This is a genomic window from Mycobacterium sp., from assembly GCF_019243155.1.
GTDB lineage: Bacteria > Actinomycetota > Actinomycetes > Mycobacteriales > Mycobacteriaceae > Mycobacterium.
This window is the reverse complement of sequence record NZ_JAFAUS010000189.1, coordinates 1-21,970: the sequence shown is the minus strand read 5'-3', so window position 1 is coordinate 21,970 and position 21,970 is coordinate 1. Positions and strand designations below refer to the sequence as shown.

Annotated in this window: 22 protein-coding genes and 1 pseudogene; 10 read left to right on the top strand and 13 right to left on the bottom strand. The window is 66.2% G+C overall.

Annotated features, from left to right (window positions below):
• Nucleotides 1-242 precede the first annotated feature (242 nt).
• Nucleotides 243-818 (bottom strand): hemerythrin domain-containing protein, encoded by a 576-nt coding sequence (locus JOZ00_RS09300; protein WP_293342867.1) that lies wholly within the window; start codon nucleotides 816-818, stop codon nucleotides 243-245.
• Between the two features lie 314 nt (nucleotides 819-1,132).
• Between JOZ00_RS09300 and JOZ00_RS09295 the strand changes: the two genes are divergently transcribed.
• Together JOZ00_RS09295 and JOZ00_RS09290 are read left to right on the top strand one after the other, a co-directional pair.
• Entirely contained in the window at nucleotides 1,133-2,017 is an 885-nt protein-coding gene (locus tag JOZ00_RS09295; protein WP_293342864.1) for a cyclopropane mycolic acid synthase family methyltransferase, read from the top strand.
• Between the two features lie 127 nt (nucleotides 2,018-2,144).
• Entirely contained in the window at nucleotides 2,145-2,672 is a 528-nt protein-coding gene (locus JOZ00_RS09290; RefSeq protein WP_293342861.1) for a hypothetical protein, read from the top strand.
• Here JOZ00_RS09290 and JOZ00_RS09285 read toward each other — a convergent pair.
• Nucleotides 2,647-3,489, bottom strand: coding sequence for an isocitrate lyase/phosphoenolpyruvate mutase family protein (locus JOZ00_RS09285; RefSeq protein ID WP_293342858.1), 843 nt, complete (start codon nucleotides 3,487-3,489; stop codon nucleotides 2,647-2,649). The two genes, JOZ00_RS09290 and JOZ00_RS09285, sit on opposite strands and share 26 nt — an antisense overlap.
• Nucleotides 3,490-3,525: 36 nt before the next feature.
• Between JOZ00_RS09285 and JOZ00_RS09280 the strand changes: the two genes are divergently transcribed.
• Nucleotides 3,526-3,879 (top strand): VOC family protein, encoded by a 354-nt coding sequence (locus JOZ00_RS09280; protein WP_293342856.1) that lies wholly within the window; start codon nucleotides 3,526-3,528, stop codon nucleotides 3,877-3,879.
• A gap of 1 nt (nucleotide 3,880) precedes the next feature.
• Here the strand turns inward: JOZ00_RS09280 and JOZ00_RS09275 are convergent, their stop codons facing one another.
• From JOZ00_RS09275 to JOZ00_RS09265, 3 genes and pseudogenes are all read right to left on the bottom strand, one after another.
• The gene (locus JOZ00_RS09275) at nucleotides 3,881-4,147 is read right to left on the bottom strand and encodes a YdeI/OmpD-associated family protein (RefSeq protein ID WP_293342853.1); all 267 of its coding nucleotides are present in this window, start codon (nucleotides 4,145-4,147) and stop codon (nucleotides 3,881-3,883) included.
• Complete coding sequence (locus JOZ00_RS09270) at nucleotides 4,144-5,058, bottom strand: hypothetical protein (RefSeq protein ID WP_293342869.1); 915 nt, start codon at nucleotides 5,056-5,058, stop codon at nucleotides 4,144-4,146. The genes JOZ00_RS09275 and JOZ00_RS09270 overlap by 4 nt, the downstream gene beginning before the upstream one ends.
• Nucleotides 5,059-5,493: 435 nt before the next feature.
• A pseudogene (locus JOZ00_RS09265) lies at nucleotides 5,494-6,639 on the bottom strand (MFS transporter); the annotation flags it as partial.
• Here JOZ00_RS09265 and JOZ00_RS09260 point away from each other — a divergent pair.
• Entirely contained in the window at nucleotides 6,632-7,351 is a 720-nt protein-coding gene (locus tag JOZ00_RS09260) for a CoA pyrophosphatase (protein WP_293342850.1), read from the top strand. The pseudogene JOZ00_RS09265 and the gene JOZ00_RS09260 overlap by 8 nt on opposite strands.
• Nucleotides 7,352-7,642: 291 nt before the next feature.
• On the opposite strand, the gene JOZ00_RS09255 is transcribed toward JOZ00_RS09260, so the two are convergent.
• From JOZ00_RS09255 to JOZ00_RS09245, 3 genes are all read right to left on the bottom strand, one after another.
• Nucleotides 7,643-8,713: an LLM class flavin-dependent oxidoreductase gene (locus tag JOZ00_RS09255; RefSeq protein WP_293342847.1), complete on the bottom strand. Its 1,071-nt coding sequence runs from the start codon at nucleotides 8,711-8,713 to the stop codon at nucleotides 7,643-7,645.
• 59 nt (nucleotides 8,714-8,772) lie between these two features.
• Entirely contained in the window at nucleotides 8,773-9,711 is a 939-nt protein-coding gene (locus JOZ00_RS09250; RefSeq protein WP_293342844.1) for a catalase family peroxidase, read from the bottom strand.
• 187 nt (nucleotides 9,712-9,898) lie between these two features.
• The gene (locus JOZ00_RS09245; protein ID WP_293342841.1) at nucleotides 9,899-10,639 is read right to left on the bottom strand and encodes a haloacid dehalogenase type II; all 741 of its coding nucleotides are present in this window, start codon (nucleotides 10,637-10,639) and stop codon (nucleotides 9,899-9,901) included.
• A gap of 99 nt (nucleotides 10,640-10,738) precedes the next feature.
• Here JOZ00_RS09245 and JOZ00_RS09240 point away from each other — a divergent pair, with 99 nt between their 5' ends.
• The 3 genes from JOZ00_RS09240 (at nucleotide 10,739) to JOZ00_RS09230 (ending at nucleotide 15,845) form a co-directional block, all read left to right on the top strand.
• Nucleotides 10,739-11,800, top strand: coding sequence for a 2-dehydropantoate 2-reductase N-terminal domain-containing protein (locus tag JOZ00_RS09240; protein WP_293342838.1), 1,062 nt, complete (start codon nucleotides 10,739-10,741; stop codon nucleotides 11,798-11,800).
• 96 nt (nucleotides 11,801-11,896) lie between these two features.
• Nucleotides 11,897-12,787: an SAM-dependent methyltransferase gene (locus JOZ00_RS09235; RefSeq protein WP_293342835.1), complete on the top strand. Its 891-nt coding sequence runs from the start codon at nucleotides 11,897-11,899 to the stop codon at nucleotides 12,785-12,787.
• Nucleotides 12,788-12,926: 139 nt separating this feature from the next.
• On the top strand, nucleotides 12,927-15,845 hold the full coding sequence (locus JOZ00_RS09230; RefSeq protein ID WP_293342832.1) for an ornithine decarboxylase: 2,919 nt from the start codon (nucleotides 12,927-12,929) through the stop codon (nucleotides 15,843-15,845).
• On the opposite strand, the gene JOZ00_RS09225 is transcribed toward JOZ00_RS09230, so the two are convergent.
• A complete protein-coding gene (locus JOZ00_RS09225; protein ID WP_293342829.1) occupies nucleotides 15,842-16,321 on the bottom strand; it encodes an XRE family transcriptional regulator in 480 nt (159 codons plus the stop codon). The two genes, JOZ00_RS09230 and JOZ00_RS09225, sit on opposite strands and share 4 nt — an antisense overlap.
• Before the next feature lie 173 nt (nucleotides 16,322-16,494).
• The gene (locus JOZ00_RS09220; RefSeq protein WP_293342827.1) at nucleotides 16,495-17,061 is read right to left on the bottom strand and encodes a PadR family transcriptional regulator; all 567 of its coding nucleotides are present in this window, start codon (nucleotides 17,059-17,061) and stop codon (nucleotides 16,495-16,497) included.
• Between the two features lie 123 nt (nucleotides 17,062-17,184).
• Here JOZ00_RS09220 and JOZ00_RS09215 point away from each other — a divergent pair, with 123 nt between their 5' ends.
• Together JOZ00_RS09215 and JOZ00_RS09210 are read left to right on the top strand one after the other, a co-directional pair.
• Nucleotides 17,185-17,607: a nuclear transport factor 2 family protein gene (locus JOZ00_RS09215; protein ID WP_293342825.1), complete on the top strand. Its 423-nt coding sequence runs from the start codon at nucleotides 17,185-17,187 to the stop codon at nucleotides 17,605-17,607.
• 11 nt (nucleotides 17,608-17,618) lie between these two features.
• Nucleotides 17,619-18,656, top strand: coding sequence for an LLM class F420-dependent oxidoreductase (locus JOZ00_RS09210; protein ID WP_293342822.1), 1,038 nt, complete (start codon nucleotides 17,619-17,621; stop codon nucleotides 18,654-18,656).
• On the opposite strand, the gene JOZ00_RS09205 is transcribed toward JOZ00_RS09210, so the two are convergent.
• From JOZ00_RS09205 to JOZ00_RS09195, 3 genes are read right to left on the bottom strand one after another with little or no spacing between them, the layout of a single operon-like run.
• A complete protein-coding gene (locus JOZ00_RS09205) occupies nucleotides 18,653-19,705 on the bottom strand; it encodes a zinc-binding dehydrogenase (RefSeq protein ID WP_293342820.1) in 1,053 nt (350 codons plus the stop codon). The genes JOZ00_RS09210 and JOZ00_RS09205 overlap by 4 nt on opposite strands.
• The gene (locus JOZ00_RS09200; protein ID WP_293342817.1) at nucleotides 19,702-20,409 is read right to left on the bottom strand and encodes a phosphonatase-like hydrolase; all 708 of its coding nucleotides are present in this window, start codon (nucleotides 20,407-20,409) and stop codon (nucleotides 19,702-19,704) included. Before JOZ00_RS09200 ends, JOZ00_RS09205 begins: the two co-directional genes overlap by 4 nt.
• Nucleotides 20,406-21,167 carry a GntR family transcriptional regulator gene (locus tag JOZ00_RS09195; RefSeq protein WP_293342814.1) on the bottom strand — a complete coding sequence of 254 codons (762 nt, stop codon included), beginning with the start codon at nucleotides 21,165-21,167 and terminating at the stop codon, nucleotides 20,406-20,408. The genes JOZ00_RS09200 and JOZ00_RS09195 overlap by 4 nt, the downstream gene beginning before the upstream one ends.
• Nucleotides 21,168-21,309: 142 nt before the next feature.
• Between JOZ00_RS09195 and JOZ00_RS09190 the strand changes: the two genes are divergently transcribed.
• A partial coding sequence (locus JOZ00_RS09190) for an MFS transporter (protein ID WP_293342811.1) occupies nucleotides 21,310-21,970 on the top strand: 661 nt, incomplete at its 3' end.

Here is a 21,970-nt window from a genome sequence, read left to right as displayed (position 1 = left end):
GAGGATTGCGTACCCAGAACTTTCGCTGGCCGAACAAGTTGCGCTCCCAACCGGCCTCTTCGTCGAATCGATTGGTGGCCGATCGTAGCGACTCAACCAGATCGAGAACGCTGCGGTCGGAAGATGGCGATTACCAGCAGATGCCGGTTCGATCGCGTGACCGCCGGCGGCATCTGGCGGTCATCGCCCACTCAGGCCGCGCGGTGATCGACCTCACGTCGCCCGCGGCCCGCAGGCGAAACTCACTGGCCTTTCAGACTGCCGATGCGAAGCGAAAAGTCCTTCGGCTTGGACTGCGGAGCGCCCTCGATGCTCTCGACGTAGCCTTCGGGGTCACGATCGGTGATCTCCAGCCCCTCGGTGGTGGGATGCTCGGCCATGAAGTCGCTGTACTGCCGACCGAGAGCCTCGCGAAGACCGATGGGGGCGTTGCGACGGAAATCGGAAAGTCCCTCGCGTTCCTCCTCGCCCATGTGGTCATCGTTGGCCACCCGGGTGCGGCCGACGGCGTCCCACCATTGATCGGTGCCCACCTGCGCCGCATTGGCGGCGCGCACCCCGTCCCGGATGTCGTTGTGATCGCCGATGGCGTCGAGCGTCTCGCCCTCCGCGTTCCCGGACCCGCGTTTCAGCAGTTGCGGATAGAAGAGCTTCTCTTCGACGTAGGCGTGTACGTCCAGCTTGTCGGCCAGGGGACGCCACACCCGGCGCAGTGCGGCCTGGTCGACGGTGGTCTGCGCTTGCAGGTAGTCCAGCCTGGCGAATTGTTCGCGGAACCAGTCATGGTCGGCGAGGATCAGCATGGTGATGTCGGCCATTGAAGACTCCCCACCTCTCGGTGACCATCGTGGTTTGGGTCATGGTGTCGCACGGCGACGGAACCAGTCAACCGATGCATGTGGCCTGGGCTTACCCGCTACCGTGCCGGCGTAACAGGTGCGATGTGGGGCGTTTTGCGAGTTGGTTTGCGCGGCAGCGGGTTTGCCGTCGTCGCAGAAACCGGCGGCGCTCGAGGGCAACTCGTCACGAAGTCCCTGCTTGCCGGCCGGATACAATGGTCGGCTAGTGCGTAGATCGGGGGGCCGGTCGCACGCCGCTAAGCCCAATAGAAATCCACGTCGAAGGTTGTGCCTTGCCCGAAGAACAGAGCGAAACGGTCAGCTTGGAACCGCACTTCGAGGACGTACAGGCGCACTACGACCTATCCGACGAATTCTTCGCGCTTTTCCTGGACCCGACGCGCACCTATAGCTGCGCGTATTTCGAGCGCGACGACATGACGCTCGAAGAGGCGCAATTCGCAAAGGTCGACCTCTCGCTGGGCAAGCTCGGGCTGAAACCCGGCATGACGCTGCTCGACATCGGCTGTGGGTGGGGCACGACGATCGTCCGTGCGCTCGAGCGTTACGACGCCAACGTCGTCGGCCTGACGCTGAGCCGCAACCAGCAGGCGCACGTCCAGCAGCGCCTGGACGAGCATCCGTCCGCGCGAAGCAAGCGGGTGCTGCTGCAGGGTTGGGAACAGTTCGACGAAAAGGTCGACCGCATCGTGTCGATCGGCGCCTTCGAGCACTTCGGGCGCGACCGCTACGACGACTTCTTCAAGATGGCCTACGAGGCCCTCCCGGCCGACGGCGTGATGATGCTGCACACCATCATCAAGCCCAGCGACGAAGAGTTCGCCGAACGCGGCCTGCCCATCACCATGAGCAAGCTGCGGTTCATGAAATTCATCATGGACGAGATCTTCCCGGGCGGGGACCTGCCACAGGCCAAGGGCGTCGTGACCCACGCCGAGCGTGCCGGCTTCGGTGTGAAGCTGGTCCAGCCGCTGCGCCTGCACTACGCCCGCACCCTCGACAACTGGTCGGCCGCCCTTGAGGCGCGGCGCGACGAGGCCATCGCCATCCAGTCCCAAGAGGTCTACGACCGGTACATGAGATATCTGACCGGCTGCGCCGACCTGTTCCGCGAGGGCTACACGGACGTCGCGCAGTTCACCCTGACGAAGGGCTGACGGCCCGGCGACACGGCCGTATCATCCCGCGCTGTTTACCGCCGTAGCGCGGGGGGTAATTCCACGCCAACGTCCTGAATCGGTAGGCGCCGAAGTCCTTCCGTGCAGGACCGCGGGAGGGACTGTCGTGGGCGCCAAACACCGCATGCCCGAGTCGCTGGAGCGACAAGCGCCGCCGGCCGAACCAGCGGCGCGGCGCAAGATCTACGGTGTCGCAAGAGTTTGTGACATCGTCACGGGCTCGATGGTGTGCGCGGCGTGCGTTACGGCGCTGGCGCTCAATCTCCACGGGGCTCAGCCCGAGAAGCGAACGGTGGTGGCTACGCAGGAATCCCCGTCGGTGTCACAACCGGTCAGTCAGGAGGGAACCGTGGTCGCCGTGACGCCCGGTTCCGTGACCACGCGCAGCGCCGACGGTTTCACCCAGACGTATCTGGTCACCCCGAACACCACCGTCATCACCAGTCGTGGACGTCAACCTCTTGCCACCGCAGGGCATTTCACCGTCAACGACAGAGTCGTTGTCGTCGGCAGAATGCAGGGCGGCATGGCACTTGCGACTGCAGTGGCCGATCGCGACGGCGCGCGCGGTGACGGGCCGCCAATGGATTACGTTGACACTCAGTCGATTACGAGGGCCCACTCGCCGAACTGAACAGCTCGTTGAGTTCCGCGAAGCTGGCGCCTCCGGCTAGTGGTTGAAAAGTGCCTGCGCCCAGCATCTCTCGCGCGGCATTGAGAAACGCTCCCCACGTCACCCTGCTCAGTGCCGAACCGACACTGATGCGTCGCACCCCCAACTGAGCCAGGTCGGTGGTCGTCAGCCCGGTGTGGTTCGCCATCAACACGTTGACGGGAAACGGACGGACCGCGTCGACCAGGGTCGCAATGTCTTCGCGCGCACGGATTCCCGGCGCGAACAGCACCTCTGCACCCGCATCGGCGTATGTCTGCAGACGCCTGATGGACTCGGAGAGGGGGTCGGGGTGGTCGTACAGGAAGCATTCGGCACGCCCGGTCAGGACGACGTCGACGCCGGATTCGTTGATGGCCGAGCGGGCGGCCGCTATCCGTTCGGCGGCCTCCGACAATTCAAACAGCGGCTCTTGGGCGTCGCCGGTGGCGTCTTCGATCGACAGCCCGGCCACTCCGGTGGCCACGCATCTCGTCACATTGCGGGCCATCTCGTCGAGGTCCCCGGCGTACCCGGCCTGAAAGTCGGCGTTGACGGGCAGCGAGACCGCCTCGACGATGTCGGTGATGTGGCGCAGTGCGTCGTCGACGGAGAGCACCGCCAGCGAGTCGGGCAGACCCTTCGAGAAACTGAAACCCGCGCTCGTGGTGGCCAGTGCGGGGAAACCCAGTGACGCCAGCGCGACGGCGGTGCCGGCGTCCCACGGGTTCGGGATCAGAAAGCACCCCTCGTCGTGCAGCCGGCGGAAGTGGGCGTAAACGGCGCTGTGTGCATCCACGGAATCCCATTCTTCCGCGCCCTTAGGCTGAACGCCATGAGCGAGCAAGAAGTCAAAATGGTCATCTTGTCGACCGACGACCTGGATGAGTCGATCCGGTTTTACAGCGAGACCTTGGGAATGTCGTTGAAGTTTCGCGACGGCGCGCACTTCGCCGCCCTCGACGGCGGACCGGTCACCCTCGCGCTGGCGACCGCGGTGGACCATCCGATCCCCGGGCAGGTCGTCGTCGGTATCAAGACCGCTGATGTCGACGGGGCGGCGAAGGCGGTCGAGGCCAGCGGCGGCGGCATCGTGAAGGGTCCGTACGACGACGCGCACGAACGGCGTGCCGTGGTGTACGACAACAAGGGCAACGGTCTGGTGTTCTACAAGCCGCGGGCCCGGTAGGTCATCTGCCGGTGCGCTCGCGGTGCTTGCAGCCCGGCCAACAGCAGGGCCGGCGCATGCCCTCCTCCAGTTCCTCCTGGGTCCGGCGGATGCGGCGCGTTCGGGTCGCGTCTTGCTTGGCATCCTCGACCCAACAGATGAACTCGTTGCGGGCCAGCGGCGTGATGTCCTTCCACGCGGCCAGTGCGGTGGCGTTGGCGAGCAACGATTCCCGCAGGTCCGTGGGCAACTTGTGCACGACCCCGCCGGGGACTCGCTGGCCGCTCATGGTTTCGGCTCAGTCGGCGCGGTCCCGGCCAAATGTGCGCTGTCGTCGTGCAATTCGTTGCGACGCAGTCCCATTGGCGACAGAGCGGGGACATCGCCGCCGCCGACCACGGCGCGGGTGATCGGGGTCAGCGCCGCGAACAGCGTCTCCACCTCGTCGTCGCTTAACGCGTCGAGCGCGGACAGGGCGACCGTGTCCGTCCTCGACTCGATGTGGTCCTTCAGGTCTCGGCCTGCCGCCGTCAACGACCCGTCGCCGTCGAGCAGGCCACGCTCGGCAAGCCGCTGTTCGTACTGACGCCATGCGGCCTCGTCGTAGTCACGCGTGCGCGCGATGTAGTCCCGAGGGACGCTGCCCGCGGCGGCGTGCAACACGTTGGACTCGCGGCCGGAGATGCCCGAGGCGGCCAGCACCGCCACGTGAGCGTCGCCGCGGTGCTCACGCAGCAGGGTGGTCGCGTGCCAGAGCGCGGCCAGCGGATCGTCCGGCCACGGCAGGGCCAGGTTCGCGGCAAAGAGCGGGCGCCCGTCCAGTGGAGCTCTGCGCGCCGCCTTGCCCGCTAGTTCCGCTGCGACACAGACGTTTTCATCGGGGCCAAGGCCGTAGCGGCGCAGCGCGGCGACTGCCGATTCCTGCCGTGCATGCAGCGCCGCTTCCGGGCCCGCGATCTGCCACGCGGCCGGCAGCGCCTTCGCCACCCGCTCGGGGGCGAAGTTGTAGAAAATGGCGGTCACCACCTGGCACGGTGCAATGCCGAGCGGGGCGGACCGGGCGGCGAAGTAGCCCATCCAGAACCCGCGGTAACCGAGACCGTCGAAGGCCGCACGCGCCTCCGGCGCGAAATAGGTCACCGCGTGCACCGGCTCGAATCGGTCGAAGAAGCGCCGCGCCAGCACCGGTTCTCGTCGCACAGTCGCAGTTAACCATCCGCCGTTGCCGTTGACCATGCGGGCGACGCGTCTTGGTCGGACGTCTTCCACCACACGGCCAGCATCGCGGCGATCAGTGCGGCGGCGCCCGCGGCCGTGGCGACGAACCCCCACCCGCTTCGGATGGTCGCCAGGTCGATGGTGGGTTGATAGATCATCGTGAGGATCGCGGTGCCCAGGACGGTGCCCAACTGCCGGGCCGTGTTGATCGCACCCGATCCCGCGCCCCATCGATGGGAAGGCAGCGCCAACCCGGCGACCGAGGAAAGGCTCGGGAGAACAAGCCCCACCCCGGCCCCTGTCAGCAGTTGGCCCGGTTAGGAAATCGGCGACGTAGTCGGGCTGGGGTCCGACGCGAAACAGCCAGACGACGACTCCCAGTACGTATAGCGTGGCGCCAGCCGCGGCGACGGCGCCGACGCCGGCTCGGCCGATCAGCCGGCCGGCCAACGTCAGCGACACGATCACGACGACGGCCGGGCCCGGCGACAGACACAAGCCGGCCGCCGCCGGCGTCATGCCCCACACGGTGGTGAGGAGCATGACGCTGCCCAGCAGCATCGCGGCGAACGCCGCGGCAAACAGTAAGAGCGCCAGGCAACTCGACCACATCGGCAGCACCCGCAGGGCGGCGAGATCCAATGCAGGCGATGGATGCCGCAGTGAGCGCCAGACCGCGACCGCAATCGCGACGGCAGCACCGACGACGGCGACAGCCACCTTCGCGGCGTCGCCACCCGCCAGGGGCAACTCGATCAGCGCCCACACCAACGCCGCGACACCGAGCACCAGGCTCAGCGCGCCGAACAGATCGGGAATTCCACTGCCGGTCGCGGCGGTCTTGGCGAGCACCCGAGGACCGACCGCGAGAGCGAGCAGCCCGACGGGCAGGTTGACGAAAAAGATCCAGCGCCAAGACAAACCGACCAGCATGCCACCCACCGGGGGGCCCAGCGCCGCAGCCATCGCGGCCACGGCCGACCAGGTGCTCACGGCGACGGCACGCCGCGCCGCCGGCACGGCGGCCATCAGCAGGGCGAGCGAACTCGGCATCAGCATCGCGGCGCCCAGTGCCTGGACGACGCGGGAGGCGACCAGCATGACGAACGATGCGGCCAGCCCGCAGGCGGCCGAGCCGAGGGTGAAGACGGCCAGACCCGACAGGAAGACTTGGCGGTGCCCGTAACGGTCGCCGAGCCGGCCCGCCGGGTTCAGAAAAGCCGCGAAGACGAGGGTATAGGCGTTCAGGACCCACGACATCGCGCCGAGGTCGGCGGTATCGAAGGCTTTGCGGATGACGGGGAAGGCGATGTTGACGATGAACAGATCCAGGCTGGCCAGAAAAGCCGCGGCGGAGACGACGACGATCGTCGCTCTCGATGACCGGGTCGTCGTTGCCAAGGCTGCCTCGCGGATGATCTCGGTGACCGGATCGGCGAGCCGTGCCGCCGCCCGCTGAATATAGCAAACTATACCTAGGGAAACGATCGCCGGCACAGTTCGCTGGATCACAGGGACGCCTAAAGCGGGGGCGTCGTCCGAATAGGCTTGCGCGGTGACCATCCCCTATCAAGAGACGCTGTGCGAGCGGATCCGGACAAACCTGACCGGTCATGACCGTCGCGTCGTGACCGACCCCAGCAAGCGGCACGCGGCCGTGGCCGTGGTGTTGGTCGACTCGCGGGTCGGGGAGGACAGGGTGGATCCAGCGCCGGTGGACGACTGGATCGGGGGTCGGGCGATGCCGGAGCCGGGGCTCGACGGCCGAATGATCGACGTGTCCGGTGGCGCCGCGTTTCTTCTGTGCCGCAGGACATCCCGCCTCGCGTCGCATCCGGCGCAATGGGCGCTACCCGGGGGGCGTCTGGACCCGGGCGAGAACGCCGTCGATGCCGCCTTGCGGGAACTGCACGAGGAGGTGGGCATCGAACTCCCCGCATCGACGGTGCTGGGGCTGCTCGACGACTACCCGACCCGATCCGGATATGTCATCACCCCGGTGGTGATCTGGGGAGGCGGCCGGCTCGACCCTCGCCCCGCGCCGGACGAGGTCGTCGCCGTCTACCGGGTCGGCCTGCATCAGCTGCAGCGCGAGGATTCGCCCCGGTTCATCGCCATCCCGGAGAGCCCACGGCCGGTCGTCCAAATCCCATTGGGAAACGACCTCATCCACGCACCGACCGGTGCGGTGTTGCTGCAGCTGCGCTGGCTGTGTCTGGAAGGCCGCCACGACCCGGTCGACGAACTCGAGCAGCCGGTGTTCGCCTGGAAGTAGATCTCTACCGACGCCATAACCGCAATCGATGATTGAACCGGGATTGCGCGGGGTATTTGCTGCCATACGTTGTCGCCGGAAGAAGGGGCATCAGTCAGATGGCAGTGGAAAGCGGACGCGCGAGGTGCCCGCGGTGCGCGGCCTGGGCCGAGTACCGATTCCTAGACCACGGTGACAATAAGCTCGAGTACGAAGTCAAGTGCGGCGCCTGCGGCCACGTTCATTCCGAAGTGACCGTCGTAACGACCGTGCCAACCGCGGCCGCCTGACGGCGCTGGGCTCTCAAAGTTTTTATCCCACAACCTCTTTGATGGCATGCTCTGCGACGAGCGGCCGACTGGGGATCGTCTTGCGCAGGACGGGCGCAACCTCGGACTGGAACAGTTCGAGGCTGCGACGTTGCTGGTCGGCTGTCACGCCGTCGGCATCGGCGGACAGGTGCATTACCTCGTGCCCCAACTGCTCGTGATAGCGACCGACCTTGTCGATCACCTGCTCGGGGCTGCCGATTAGGGCCGAACTGCGTTCGACGAAGTCCTCGATCGATTCGAATACCACCGGAAGCTTGACTCGGCGGGCGAACGCCAGGCGCGCCTCGAACATCGGCCGATAGGTAAAGACCGCTTCCTGTGATGTCCGCGTGACGTAGAAGCCGGCCGTTCCGGCACCGACCAAGGCGTCCTCGGGTCGGTGGCCGTAGGACTCCCAGCGCTGACGGTAGTGACGCACCAGCTCGGCATAGGGTTCGATCGAGTTGCTGACGTTGGCGGAGAAGATCGGGTCGCAGTGCCGGGCGGCCAGGTCGACGGAGTCTTTGCTCGTTGCGCTGCCGTGCCAGATTCGAATTCGGCTCTGCAGCGGCCGCGGAAGCGCCTTGGCGTTGACCAGCGATGGCCGAAAGCGGCCGGACCACGTCACGTCTTCGCTTTCCCATAGCAGCCGGAACAGTTCATAGCCTTCGCGATTGCGGTCCCATTGGTCGGCGGTGGTCACGTGGAACAACTGCGCTTGCGCCGCGCCGTTACCCTTGCCGATGATCAGCTCGAGCCGCCCGCCGGATAGGTTGTCCAGCGTCGAATAGTCCTCGAAGGCGCGGACCGGGTCGAGCAGGCTCAGCGTCGTAACCCCGGTGAACAGACTGATTTTCGATGTTCGTGCCGCGATGTTGCTCAACACGACCGGCGGGGACGACGAGATGAACGGGTCCTCGTGGCGCTCGCCCACCGCGAAGCCGTCGAAACCCAATTCTTCGGCAAGCACCGCCTTGTCGAGAACATCGCGCAGCCGCTCGGCGGGGCTGCGCTTCTCACCCGACACCGGATCCGGAACATGAGTGATGAGCGTGATCAACAGAAACTTCATCGACTACACCAACTCGGGCGGGACCTGCGTCATTCCCGAACCGCCGCCATGGGCTCGCTTCAGGCCGCGCGCCGCCGGCGTCCGCTGATCAGGTACAGCGCGGCGCGCAGCTCCAGCAGGGGATCGTCGGACGGCTCGATTCCGGCCAGCCGGGGAATCGGGTCGAAGATGATCTGCTTCTGCTCGGATGCGTTGTCGGCGACCGGGGTGGTCAGTTCGATGGTTCCCAGCTCTTTTACCTCGCGGTCGGCTGACCAGTGCACGGTGATGTCGTTGACCTCATCGCCGTCGGAGGCCAGCTGCACCGCCAGGTTCAGGCCGGCGGGTGCGGACGCGATGCGCTCGACGATCTCGGTGAACAGGTAGTCGTCGTCCTTGGACTGCACCGCGGCCTCGTCGAGGTACTCGGTCCCCGCGTCCGGGGTTATGCGGTAGCGCCCGAATCTGCTCTCACCCACCGCGTTGCTGAACTTCAGCGCGTTCAAACCGAAGTACGATTCTCGCGCGAAGCTGGCCGGAAACGGTTTGGGCTGAACGAAATTCAGCGCAGCCGGGTGCGAGCCGAGGAAGGCTTCCAGCGGCGAGCCCGCCGGATTGGCCGGATCGCTGGTCGCAAGCGCCTCCAAGAATTCAAGGAATTCCTCGCCGGTGCGGGCCGGGAAGGCGTCGGCCGAATGGGCGATGACGTCGGTGTGCACGTGCTCGCCCAGCACGAAGCGGATGGCGATTCCCTTGGGGAGACTGTTGGGATCGGTGTCTGGAATGGTCGGCAATCCGGTCGAATCCGAGAAACGCACGAGAACCGGCGTTGAAGCCTGTTGAAGATGTTGAGCGATTGACAGATCGGCGGCACTGGCGGTGGGTGTGAAGGTTCCCTGGAGCAGGATGCCCTTGCCGTGGGCCGGACGGATCCCTGGATGCTCGCCGAAGATCTTGGCGAACCCCGCGAGCAGCTTGTCACTGAGTTCCAGCAGCTTCTCATCGGTCGGTAATGGCATGGTGCACTCCTGTCCGGCGCCGGGCTGTGGCGCAGTCAATCTAAATCCGTCGGTCGCGGGCCGCAGAGCGAGCGGGGTAGCGAAAACTGTCGGAAATGAGCCAGGGAGAACGAAACACCAAATGGCACTTGAGGTATAGGAGATCCGGCCGGTGGCCACCGCATCCGCGCAGCCGGATCCGAAACTCTCAGCCGTAGAGCAGTTCGGCCAGCTCGGTCAGCGTTGACCCGGAGACGTCCCAGGCTCCCGAGGGTGCCAGGTCGGTCGTCTGATCCGGTCCGCTTTCGGACGGTCGTGCGACGAATCCCGTTGCCAGCCCGCTGTTCTTCGCCGCCTCCAGGTCGCCATTGTGGGCCGCTATCAGCATCACCTCCCCGGCATCGAGGCCCAACAGGTGCGCCGGTGTCCGGTAGGCGACCGGGTCGGGTTTGTAGGCGCGGCTGATGTCCGAGCCCAGGACGACGTCCCAGGGCAGCCCCGCGTGTTTCGCCATGTCCACCAGCAGCCCGGTGTTGCCGTTGGACAGCGGCCCGACGATGGCGTGCTTCTTGATGGCGGCGATCCCGTCGACGCTGTCCGGCCACGGCGGCAGCCAGCGCCACGACCGGGCGAGCGCCTCCAGATCGTCGTCGGGCAACGCCGCGGAATCAAGGCCGATCTCACTCAACGACGCCTCGAGGTTCTCCCGGTGCAGAGTGTCCAGCGAAACGAATTCCCGCCGCCGCATAATCACCTCGGCCATCGAGGGCAGGTACCGGCTGCGCCAGTCGATCGCGAAGTCATCAGCCGACAGCGCGATCTGGTGTCGCCGCGCGAACCGCCCGACCGCATCGGAGATTCCCGACCGCCAGTCGACGACCGTCCCGAACGTGTCGAAGAGAATGGCCCGCACCCGCCGGCCCGTCGAGGGGGAAACGTACTCGGTCATATCTGTGACCAACGCTACCGCCCGCAACGGCAGATCTCGGCGATCAGAAGTAATCTCGCGCATAGCGTTATGGCCCAAATCCTGGAAGGCGTGTGGCGATTGGCTTCTCGAGACGACCACCGATACGTGATCATCGGCGCAGGTGCCATCGGCGGCACCGTGGGTGGAGCGTTGGCCCGGGCGGGAATTCCCGTCGTCTTGGTCGCGCGCGGCCGGCACGCGGAGGCCCTGGCGAGTACGGGGATGATGCTGCGGACGCCCGACGGCACCTTTCACACGGCGGTCAGCGCGGCGTCGGGGCCGGGCGAGGTGCGATTGAGCGAGCGCGATGTGCTGGTCTTCACAACGAAGACCCAGCAACTCGACGCCGCCCTGCAGGAATGGGTGGACGAGCCGGTGCACGGCCCGGATGGCACGGTCGGGACCGCGGGCGATCTGCTGCCGGCGATGACGGCGCTCAACGGCGTCGCCGCCGAGCAAAAGGCGCTGCGCTATTTCCGGCGGGTCTTCGGTGTGTGTGTCTGGTTGCCCGCGGTGCACCTCGAGCCCGGCGAGGTGATTGTGCGGTCCTGGCCGGTGGTCGGCCAGTTCCACATTGGACGCTGGCCGGCATCGACCAGCACCGGCGCCGACAGCGTCTTTCTGACGTGCCTCGCGGAAAAGTGGACCGCGGCGGGCATCGTGGTACGCCTGCCCGATGACGTCGTGCCGTGGAAGTACAACAAGCTACTCAGTAACCTGGGCAACGCCGTGGGCGCGCTGTCGGCCGAACCGGCCGAGTCCGGCCGGCTGGTGGACGCGCTGCGCCGCGAGGGCGAATCCGTGTTACGGCATGCGGGAATCGAATTCGTCTCTTTCGAGACGTCGACGGCGGCGCGGACCGATGGCCCGAAGATACGTCCCATACCTGGCTGGGACGCCGGGGCGAGCAATTCGACCTGGCAGTCCTTGAGCCGCAACACCGGCAACGTCGAGACCGACTTCCTCAACGGGGAGATCGTTCGCATCGCGCACCAGCACGGCATCGCCGCACCGCTCAATGCCGCGTTGGCACGGGCGGCACGCGAGACGGCGCGAAACGGCCACGGGCCGGGCCGCTATTCGGCGGCCCAGTTGGGCGAGCTGCTCGGGACCGACGCGATTGCCGCCGCACAGGACTGACGGTCACTGGCCACGATGCACGCCGGCGGGCACCGGCGTACGATCTTTTTAGCTACGCGAACGAAATTCTGCGGGACAACCGTGATGGGAGCTTTGATGCCGCGAACTGCCGGCGACACCTGGGACATCGTGACGAGTGTCGGCTTCACGGCACTGGCGGTCTGTGCGGCGCGTGCCCTCGACGCCGGGCTCGACCCGCCCCTGGCCAACGACCCCTTCGCCGCCGGTTTCGTCACCGCCGCCGGTGAGCCGAATCTGATTGCGGCCGTGGCCGATACCGACATGACCAGCGCGGCCGCATTCAACGCGCAGTGGGTGGGGGTGCGCACACAGTTCTTCGACGACTACTTCACCCGCGCCGCCCGGTCGGGAACGCGGCAGGCAGTGATCCTGGCGGCCGGGTTGGATTCGCGGGCCTACCGGTTGGAATGGCCCTCGGGCTGCACGCTTTTCGAAGTGGACCAGCCGCAAGTGCTGGAATTCAAGCAACAGGTCCTGGACACCCGGCGCGCGGTGCCATCGACCCGACGTGTCACCGTCGCCGTCGACCTGCGCGATGACTGGGCGGCCGCCCTCATCGAGGCGGGCTTCGATCCCGGCCAACCGACCGCGTGGGCGCTGGAGGGCTTGTTGCCGTATCTGCCTGGCCCCGCCCAGGATGCACTGTTCGAGCGGCTGCACGGTATGTCGGCCGTCGGAAGCCATATCGCGGCCGAACTCGGGCCGGCGCCGGGCGAAATCCGGGAGTTCGCCGACAACGTGCCCACCATCAGCCAGGACAGCGACCATCCGCCGGTTGCCGAATTGTGGTACGACGATCCGCGCATCGACACCAAAGATTTTCTCGCCGAACGGCATTGGAAGGTCGCGGGCATCGACTTGGTGGACAGAGCGGCCAATGAATATGGCCGACCCTTTCACGAATTGCCGACGGTCTTCGACCGACTGTTGCGCACCAAATTCTTCTCGGCGACCCGGGAACGTTAAGCGATACGCCCGGGCGCGGGCGACGTAATCGGCTAGACACCCTCTGTTCGTCTTACGTCCACCAGCGGTCGCACTGGCTCTGAAACCCTTGAGCGACGCTCCGTGACGCGGAGTCGCCGCAACTCGAGAAAGGGCGGCCATGACCGAACACTTGCGCGCTTACAACAGCCTGTGGCAGGTCCGCAGCGACTCCTGGTGCCGGTTGGAGGAAGCCGCCGATCGGCTGACGCGCCCGACGACCGAAGGTGCGCTGAAGGAGAAGTGCATCGCGAACTGTCAGGAGTTACTGACCCGCCTGGGCTCGCTCGAGCCCTACTGGGCTTATCCCGGTTCGCCGCAATTCGCCCGGATTCAGCGGCTTTTCGCGGCCGGCAGCTACGACAAGTTCTGCCAGGCGGTGGCCCAGGTGAACCGAGCGCTCACCACGGAGTCGTACCGCTCGGGTGATGTCGACACCGCCGGTAGCGACGAGCTGGACATGTTCCCGGCCGACCCGCGGCAGTTGCTCGAACACCAACCGGCGGCCCAGCGTGACCGCCCCTATTTCGAGGTGCTCGTCGTCGAGAAGATGACCGAGGACCAGGAACGCGCGCTGCGCAACGAGGTTCGCAAATGGCGGCGCCCGGACGACGAATTCGTCTACGAACTCGTCGTGGTCGCCAGCGGGGACGAGGCCCTGATCGCGGCGCGGCTCAACGTCAACCTGCAGGCGGTCGTGATCCGGCGGCGCTTCTCGCACCAGTCGATCCGGGACCTCGAGTCCCTGTCGGAATTCGTCGACACCGACGTGACGCACGAGCTCAACGATCACCAGTCGCCCGAGGAGCGCGCGCAGATCCTGGCGGTATCGCTGAGCAAGTTGCGGCCCGAACTCGACCTTTACCTGATGACCGAGATCGACGTCGAGGACATCGCCGGACGGCTCGGCCAGTACTTCCGCCGGGTGTTCCACGCCCGGGAAGGCATGCTGGAGCTGCACCTGTCGATCCTGCACGGTGTCGCCGCCCGCTACCGCACCCCGTTCTTCAGCGCGCTCAAGCAGTACAGCCACCGGCCTACCGGAGTCTTTCACGCACTGCCGATTTCGCAGGGCAAGTCGATCGTCAACTCGCACTGGATCAAGGACATGGTGGGCTTCTATGGCCTCGACGTGTTCATGGCCGAGACGTCGGCAACCTGCGGTGGCCTTGACTCGCTGCTCGAACCGACTGGGCCGCTACGGGATTCGCAGCAGCTCGCGTCGGAGGCCTACGGCTCGCGTCACACGTACTTCGTCACCAACGGAACATCGACTGCCAACAAGATCGTCACCCAGGCGTTGGTGGCGCCCGGCGACATCGTCCTGCTGGATCGCAACTGCCACCAGTCGCATCACTACGGAATGATGCTGGCCGGAGCGAATGTCGTTTATCTCGAGGCGTATCCGCTCAACGACTACTCGATGTACGGCGCGGTGCCGCTGAGCGAGATCAAGTCGAAGTTGTTGGCGCTCAAGCGTGCCGGCAAGCTCGACCGTGTGAAGATGATGTCGCTGACGAACTGCACCTTCGACGGAGTCGTCTACGATGTCCAGCGCGTCATGGAAGAGTGCCTCGCCATCAAGCCCGACTTGGTCTTCCTGTGGGACGAAGCCTGGTTCGCGTTCGCGCGCTTCCACCCGGTATACCGGAACCGCACGGCGATGGCGTCGGCAGCGGCGCTGCGCGAGCGGCTGCAGGATCCCGACCACATGCGCCGCTACGAGGAGCAACTCTCCGCTGACACCGCGAAACCCCCTACAGATGACCAGCTTTTGGAACGCCGCCTGGTCCCCGACCCGGCACGGGCGCGGGTGCGGGTGTACGCCACGCAGTCGACGCACAAGACGCTGACCGCGCTGCGCCAGGGATCGATGATCCACGTCTACGATCAGGACTTCGACCAAAAGGTCGCCGAGCCCTTTCACGAGGCCTACATGGCCCACACCTCGACGTCGCCCAACTACCAGATCCTCGCGTCGCTGGACCTTGGTCGGCGCCAGGTCGCGCTGGAAGGCGTGGAGTTGGTGCAGCGCCAGATCGAGAACGCGATGCAGCTTCGCGACGCGATCGACAATCACCCGTTGCTCAGCAAGTACATGCGTTGCCTTCGCACGTCCGATCTGATCCCCGAGACCTACCGGCCGTCGGCCATCGAGCAACCGCTGCGCTCGGGGCTGCGCAACATGATGGCGGCCTGGGAGCAGGACGAGTTCGTGCTGGACCCGTCGCGAATCACGTTGTACATCGGGCAAACCGGCTATGACGGCGACACCTTCAAACGCCAGCAGTTGATGGACCGCTACGGCATCCAGATCAACAAGACCTCGCGCAACAGCGTGCTGTTCATGACGAACATCGGCACCACCCGCAGCTCGGTCGCCTTCCTGGTGGAGGTGCTGGTCAACATCGCCCGCGAGCTCGACCAGGACATCTCGGAGATGAGCCTCGGTGAACGGGAACACTTCGCGAAGGCCGTCTACCGGCTCACCGAAATGCCTTTGCCGCTACCCGATTTCAGCGGCTTCCACCCCGCGTTCCTGGATCACAGCGGCAGCGAGCCGACGCCCGAAGGAGACGTCCGCAAGGGGTTCTACCTCTCCTACGACGACACCACCTGCGAATACCTGATGGGCGAGCAGATCGACGAACGGCTCGATGCGGGAATCGACGTCGTGTCGGCGACCTACGTCACGCCGTACCCTCCGGGCTTCCCGGTGCTGGTGCCCGGCCAGCTGTTCAGCCGCGGCATACTGCAGTTCATGCGTGACCTCGACACGCCCGAAATTCACGGCTACACACCGAATTTCGGCTACCGCGTATACACCGAGAAGGCCATCGAAATGGTGAGCGCGGCCGCCGGTGTGGTGACCAACGGCCACCACGCCGAGGTCCGCTCCGGCGTGCCGGCGGCCGAGAAATCGACGAAGAAGAAATCCGCAAAGCGCGGCGGGGCCAACGGCGACGGAAATGTCCCCGAGGTCGGCTCGGACGAACTGATCGGCCAGCAGTACCCCGGGGACGCGGCGCACTCCGACTAGGCGATCGATTCTTCGAACGACTCGACGTGCGGCCGCTCGTGTTCAGCCTCGATGAGCACGCGCGCGCCGCCGCTGAGCGCTTCGATCAATGCCTTGACCTTGATCGCCTCATCCTCGGTCGGGATCTCGCCGGCTTCCAGGTCGTCCAGCAGATCGGCGCGTAGCCCGGCCCCGTTGGCCGCTTCCTTCGCCGACAGCTTCGCGCGGCGTCGTGCCACGTAGAGTTGCTGGCCCAGCGTGGACCCGGGTGCGGCAGCGGCGCGCTCCATCAGGTCGTCGTAGCACCTGCGAGCTTCGCTGAGCGCAACGACCACCCGGGGAGTGAGCCGGCCCCGCGCCGCGGCGTCGGTGAGCGTCTTCTGCAGCTTGCGCAACCCGGCGAGAACCACCTCGACCCGCGGACGGAAGTCGTCGTCGTCATCGTCGGGCAACGCGGCGATGGTGGAGGAGTACATGTGCATCGCAGCGTCGGCCATGCCGACGATGATTGTGGCTTCACCTTCGTCCGGGTTGTCCTTCGGCATTTTTCCCTCTGTTCATTCGCAGTTCCGTTGCAGGCCAACCGATTAACGGTGACCGACAATTAACATAAGCGGTGCGACTGCCGCTGTACACCCCTAGGTGCGGACGCGAAAGCTGATGCGTGACATCACTTTCGGCGTGAGGGCAGGCGGCGGTCCATCATGGCCAGCGCGCGCTTCGCCCAGCGAATGTTTTCTTCTTCGAACGATATTCCGCGCATGAGCGTCAGGTAGGGGCCGATGCGTTCGGTCTGGTCCAGGTATTCGCCCTCGGTGCGGCCATCGAGCATGCGCGTCCGCAACCGCTCATAACGCTGCAGCTTGGCCGTCGCCCACTGCAGTCGTTCGACGATGAATTCCCGGACGGCCGAAGCGTTGCCTGCATCGGCGGCCTGGACCTTGACCATCAGTTCGTCACGGATCACCGAAGGTTTCGGCGCCCGGGAGGTGAACTGCTGGATCGCGTCGCGGCCGGCCGGGGTCAGGGAGAACATCCGCTTGTTGGGCCGGCGTTCTTGCTGCACGACCCGGGCCTGGATGAGGCCTTGCTCGGCGAGCCGGTCGAGTTCCCGATACAGCTGCTGCGGGGTGGCCATCCAGAAGTTGGCGACCGAGGCATCGAAATCCTTGGCCAGGTCGTAGCCGGACGACTCGCCCTCGAGGAGCGCGGCCAATACCGCGTCACGCAGCGACATCGGTCGATGCTACAACGATGCGACTATTCAACAAAGTGACTAACCCCACTATGGACACCCGGCATCCTACGATCTAGCGTCGATCGCATACCTACTCAACAAATTGACTATGCGAGGTCTCCGATGCATCCGTTCCGCAAGGCAGTCGAAGAGCGCGACGAGAAGGGCATCCAGGCGCTGCTCGCCGACGACGTCGTGTTCACCAGTCCGGTGGCGTTCAAGCCCTACGTCGGCAAGCCGATCACCGCGGCGATCCTGCGTGGCGTGTTGCGAATCTTCGAGGACTTTCACTACATCCGGGAGATCCACGACGGCAACGGGCGCGACCACGCGTTGGTGTTCGAGACCGGCATAGCGACAGTGCCGGGTGTGAAGGTCACCGGCTGCGACTTCCTGCGTTTCAACGACGACGGTCTGATCGATCAGTTCATGGTGATGGTGCGACCGCTGTCGGGAGCGACCGCGTTGTCCGAAGCGATGGGCGCCCAGTTCGATCGGATCCAACAGGAAGCGCTCGAGTTGGCCGAACAGTTCGCCACCGCGTAGAAGTAGTGGACATGCGAATTGGATTAGGCATCAACTACGCGGGCGGCTTCAGGGACGTGGCCGCCGAGGTCGCCGACCTCGAGCGCGCCGGATTGGACATTGTCTTTGTCCCCGAGGCGTATTCGTTCGACGCGGTAAGCGCGCTCGGCTACCTGGCGGCGAGCACGGAGCGGGTCGAGCTGGCCTCGGGTATCTTGCAGCTCTACACCCGGACGCCCACCCTGACCGCAATGACCGCGGCCGGTCTCGACTACGTGTCCGACGGGCGGTTCATCCTCGGTCTGGGTGCTTCCGGTCCGCAGGTCATCGAGGGCTTCCACGGGGTGCCCTACGACGCCCCGATCGCCCGCACTCGCGAAGTCATCGACATCTGCCGTCAGGTGTGGCGGCGCGAGACGCTGAAACATCAGGGCAAGCACTACACGATCCCGCTGCCCGCCGAGCAGGGCACCGGGCTGGGCAAACCGCTCAAGCTCATCAATCAGCCTGTCCGGGAACGCATTCCGGTGCTGGTGGCCGCGCTGGGGCCCAAGAATGTCGAGCTGGCTGCCGAGATCGCCGAGGGCTGGCAACCGATCTTCTTCCTGCCCGAGAAGGCCCAGGACGTGTGGGGCAAGGCCCTGGCCGACGGTCGCGCCAAGCGGGACCCGCAGCTGGGCGAGTTGGACGTGTACGCCGGGCCCGTGCTGGCCATCGGCGAAAATGTCGAGCCGCTAAGGGAATTCGTGAAACCCCATCTTGCCCTCTACATCGGCGGCATGGGGGCCAAGGGCAAGAACTTCTACCACGCCCTGGCCACAAAATACGGGTATGGGCCGCAAGCCGACCGGATCCAGGAGCTCTACCTGGCCGGCGACAAGGACGGCGCCGCCAAGGTTGTGCCCGACGATCTCGTGCGCGACGTGAACCTGATCGGCAGCCGCGAATTCGTCAAGGAACGCGTGGCGGCGTTCCGTGAGGCCGGGGTGACCGCCCTCAACGTCGTACCCATCGCGGGCACGCCGGCGGAACGGGTCAAGCTGATCGAGGAACTGCGCCAACTGGTTTAGGCCAGGACGATGGCCTCCCGCGGCACGGGCCCGGCGGGCTTGCGCAGCAGGTCGGCAATGTCTTCCAGCGGTTTGGGTTCGGCCACCAGGTCCGCCCACGGAAAGCGGTCGCGGGTCTGCTGCAGGAAATCCAGTGCCGCAGTGAGGTGTCGCGGTTCGTAGTTGTGCACGCCATGGATGGATAGTTGGCGGCGCACCACCGATTCCGGGTCGACCGCAATGGTGCCGTTCGGGGCGACCGAACCGGCGAGCACCGCGACGCCTTGGATCTCGAGCGTGGCCAGTCCGTCCTGCAGCGCAGCCGACGAACCGGAGAACTCGAGCAGCACGTCGGACGCGACCATTTCCGATGCCGCGGAACGGACTTCGGTGGCGCCGAATTGCCGCGCCAATTCCCTTCTGGCGCTACTTGGATCGACAACCGTCAGGGCCGCCGCACCGGCCTCGGCCGCGGCCGCCACCGCGGTGAGCCCGAGCATTCCGGCGCCCACGACGACGACGTGCCGGCCGGCAAGCGATCCGGCACGCTCGATGACCGCCATGACCGTCGCCGTCGCACAGGCCGCGGGCGCGGCAAGCGCATCGCTGAGCTCGTCACCGACGACGGCGATCGGCAACCCGCGCGGCAGCAGCACATGGCGGGCGTAGCCGCCGGACAGCCCCCAGTCGGAGTCCAACGCCTCGTGACCGGCCTTCCGCACGGCGCGGCACTTGGCGGTGATGCCGCGCCGGCAGCGGTCACATGCGCCGCAGGGCAACGTCACCGACCAGATGACGCGCTGCCCGGCGCGGAGCCGGCTGCCGTCGAGGGCGTACGCGCGCTCGCCGATCGCGACGATCTCGCCGACGGTTTCGTGGCCGAGGATCGACGGGCACGGTTGGGAGCGCCGCCCGCTGACCGTGTGGCGGTCGCTGCCGCAGACGGTGGCGAACCGTACCCGCACCAAGACGTCGCCAGAGCCAAGGGCAGGCACCGGCACCGACTCCAGGGTGATGTCGTCGCCCCCGCGCCAGACGGCGGCGACCGTGTTGTCGGGCCGCTCCGTCACGATGTGCTGACCGCCGCGGTGCGTACGCCCAGTAGCGCGGGCAGTTCGGCCACCGAGGACAGTAAGTGGGTGTGACGGTGCGCGCCAAGCTCTTCGGCGCCGCCGGCTCCGGAGAGGACCCCCACGACATACGCCGCGCCGGAGTTGGTTCCGGCCTCGAGGTCGCGCGGGGTGTCGCCGGCGACGAGCACGCGCGCGACATCGGTGACGGCCAGGGCCTCCATGGCGTGGAAGATCATGTAGGGCGCCGGTCGTCCGGTGGTCACGTCGCTACCGCAGACGACGGCATCCACGACCGAATCGCCCTCCCAGTCCAGCGCCCGCAACAGCGAGTCGACGATGTCGCGGTCGAAACCTGTGGTGAGCGCGACGCGGATGCCCGCCGAGCGCAAGTCGGCCAGCGCTTCGGGCACACCGGGCAGCGGCCGCGGCGGCGAGTCGGCGTACGCGGCCACCAACCGGGAGCGGAAGTCCGCCACGACCGTGTGCAGCACGTCATCGCTGGGCGGTACACCGCGTGACGTCAGCAGCGCCCGCAGCGCCTCGTGCTTGGCCGCGCCGTGCCAGCGCGCGATGTCCGCCTCCGATGGCGAACCACCGTGCGCGGTCGCCGTTTCGGCGAGCACACGGTAGACCTGCAGCCCCTCGTCGATGGTGGTCCCCGCCATGTCCAGCACGACGAGTTCCGTTGCTGCCGTTGTCATCCGATGGCCTCCATTCCGGGTTTCGCGTTGCGCGTCAGGGCGCAGCGCGCATCCAAGGTGTTTTCCAGGGTGAAGCTGACGATCGCGGGCAGATACCGGTCGTCGTGGTATTCGAGGACCTCGCCCTCGGCGCTTCGCGCCGTCCGCTGTTGGCGCAGCAGCGGCGCGCCCTCGGGCACACCGAGATGCTCCGCGTCGACGGAATCGGCGGCGACGGCGTCGATGACGTGCGAGGCGGTGGCGAACTGCACGCCTTGCGACAGCAGATACGCCCAGAGCGACCCCGAGTCACAATCGAAATCGAACAGCCGGCGGCCGACGTGCTCGACGAACGTCGCGCGCTCGAGCATCGCGGGCTCGCCGTCCAGATAGCGGAGCCGCAGCACCTGCACCACCGGCGTGCCCGTCTCGATGCGAAGCACCGATGCGGCGTGCTCGTCGGCTCGGCGCAGGGCCAACTCGAGCGTCCGCTGTCCCGGTTTATGCCCGGCAGAGTGCGCCCACGCCGAGTAGGACAGCAACGTGTCGAAGGGCTGCCCGACCGAGGTCATCCGCACCACCGGCGGCTTGCCCCGGCCGCCGGCAATGACTCCTTCGGCGCGCAACGTGGCCAGCGCCTGCCGCACCGGTCCGCGCGACGAGTTCCACTGGTCGCAGAGCTGGGATTCCGACGGGAGCGGGGCACCCACCGGCAGATCTCCCATGCGGATCTGCTCACGCAAGCTCTCGGCAATCATCTCGTGCAATGCCATGGCCATAGACTTGACTATACATGTCTGCGATAGGGCGCAAGAGCTACGCAGCTACTGAAATGGCTTATAGGTGAACCGAACTTGAATTCTCACCATAGCGGCGCCGAGCTGTTGACACGCTTCATGTTCATGCTCAACGGTACTTATCATGACAAGTCCTGTGACCGCGACGGCTCAAGGCGGTGTCGCGAAGTCCATCGACGACGCCGAGCTCGGCGTCTTCCACTTCAAAGCGGCGGCGATCGCCGGAGCCGGGTTCTTCACCGACTCTTACGATCTCAACGTCATCGGTACGGTGATCCTGCTCGCTACGCCGCAGTTGCACCTGAGCGGCGGCCAGGTCTCGATGCTGACGAGCTCCACGCTGCTGGCCGTGGCGGTGGGCGCGTTCGGATTCGGGCGTCTCGGTGATCTGTTCGGGCGCCGGCGTGTCTACGGCCTGGAGGCGGTCCTGATGATCATCGGGGCCCTGGTGTCCGCTGTGGCGCCGAACTTCACGGTCATGCTGATCGGCCGGCTGATCCTCGGGCTGGGGATCGGGGGCGACTATCCCGCCAGCGGCGTCATCATGACCGAATACGCCAACAGACAGAACCGCGGCCGGCTGGTCGGGCTCACGTTCATCTTCTACGTGTTCGGCCAAGTGACGGCCTATGTGGTCGGCGTGCTCGTGCTCGCCGTCGGCGTCCCCGACCACCTCGCCTGGCGGGTCATCCTCGGGCTCGGCGTCGTCCCGTCGCTGCTCGTGCTCTATCAGCGTCGACACATGCCCGAATCCCCCCGCTGGACGGCCGAGCGCGGCGACGAGC

What these genes read in the sequence shown, in the direction of transcription:
- JOZ00_RS09300 (WP_293342867.1), bottom strand. Translation starts at nt 818, where the DNA reads ATGGCCGACATCACCATGCTGATCCTCGCCGACCATGACTGGTTCCGC.
- JOZ00_RS09280 (WP_293342856.1), top strand. Translation starts at nt 3,526, where the DNA reads ATGAGCGAGCAAGAAGTCAAAATGGTCATCTTGTCGACCGACGACCTG.
- JOZ00_RS09275 (WP_293342853.1), bottom strand. Translation starts at nt 4,147, where the DNA reads ATGAGCGGCCAGCGAGTCCCCGGCGGGGTCGTGCACAAGTTGCCCACG.
- JOZ00_RS09255 (WP_293342847.1), bottom strand. Translation starts at nt 8,713, where the DNA reads ATGAAGTTTCTGTTGATCACGCTCATCACTCATGTTCCGGATCCGGTG.
- JOZ00_RS09250 (WP_293342844.1), bottom strand. Translation starts at nt 9,711, where the DNA reads ATGCCATTACCGACCGATGAGAAGCTGCTGGAACTCAGTGACAAGCTG.
- JOZ00_RS09245 (WP_293342841.1), bottom strand. Translation starts at nt 10,639, where the DNA reads ATGACCGAGTACGTTTCCCCCTCGACGGGCCGGCGGGTGCGGGCCATT.
- JOZ00_RS09235 (WP_293342835.1), top strand. Translation starts at nt 11,897, where the DNA reads ATGCCGCGAACTGCCGGCGACACCTGGGACATCGTGACGAGTGTCGGC.
- JOZ00_RS09230 (WP_293342832.1), top strand. Translation starts at nt 12,927, where the DNA reads ATGACCGAACACTTGCGCGCTTACAACAGCCTGTGGCAGGTCCGCAGC.
- JOZ00_RS09225 (WP_293342829.1), bottom strand. Translation starts at nt 16,321, where the DNA reads ATGGCCGACGCTGCGATGCACATGTACTCCTCCACCATCGCCGCGTTG.
- JOZ00_RS09220 (WP_293342827.1), bottom strand. Translation starts at nt 17,061, where the DNA reads ATGTCGCTGCGTGACGCGGTATTGGCCGCGCTCCTCGAGGGCGAGTCG.
- JOZ00_RS09215 (WP_293342825.1), top strand. Translation starts at nt 17,185, where the DNA reads ATGCATCCGTTCCGCAAGGCAGTCGAAGAGCGCGACGAGAAGGGCATC.
- JOZ00_RS09210 (WP_293342822.1), top strand. Translation starts at nt 17,619, where the DNA reads ATGCGAATTGGATTAGGCATCAACTACGCGGGCGGCTTCAGGGACGTG.
- JOZ00_RS09200 (WP_293342817.1), bottom strand. Translation starts at nt 20,409, where the DNA reads ATGACAACGGCAGCAACGGAACTCGTCGTGCTGGACATGGCGGGGACC.
- JOZ00_RS09195 (WP_293342814.1), bottom strand. Translation starts at nt 21,167, where the DNA reads ATGGCCATGGCATTGCACGAGATGATTGCCGAGAGCTTGCGTGAGCAG.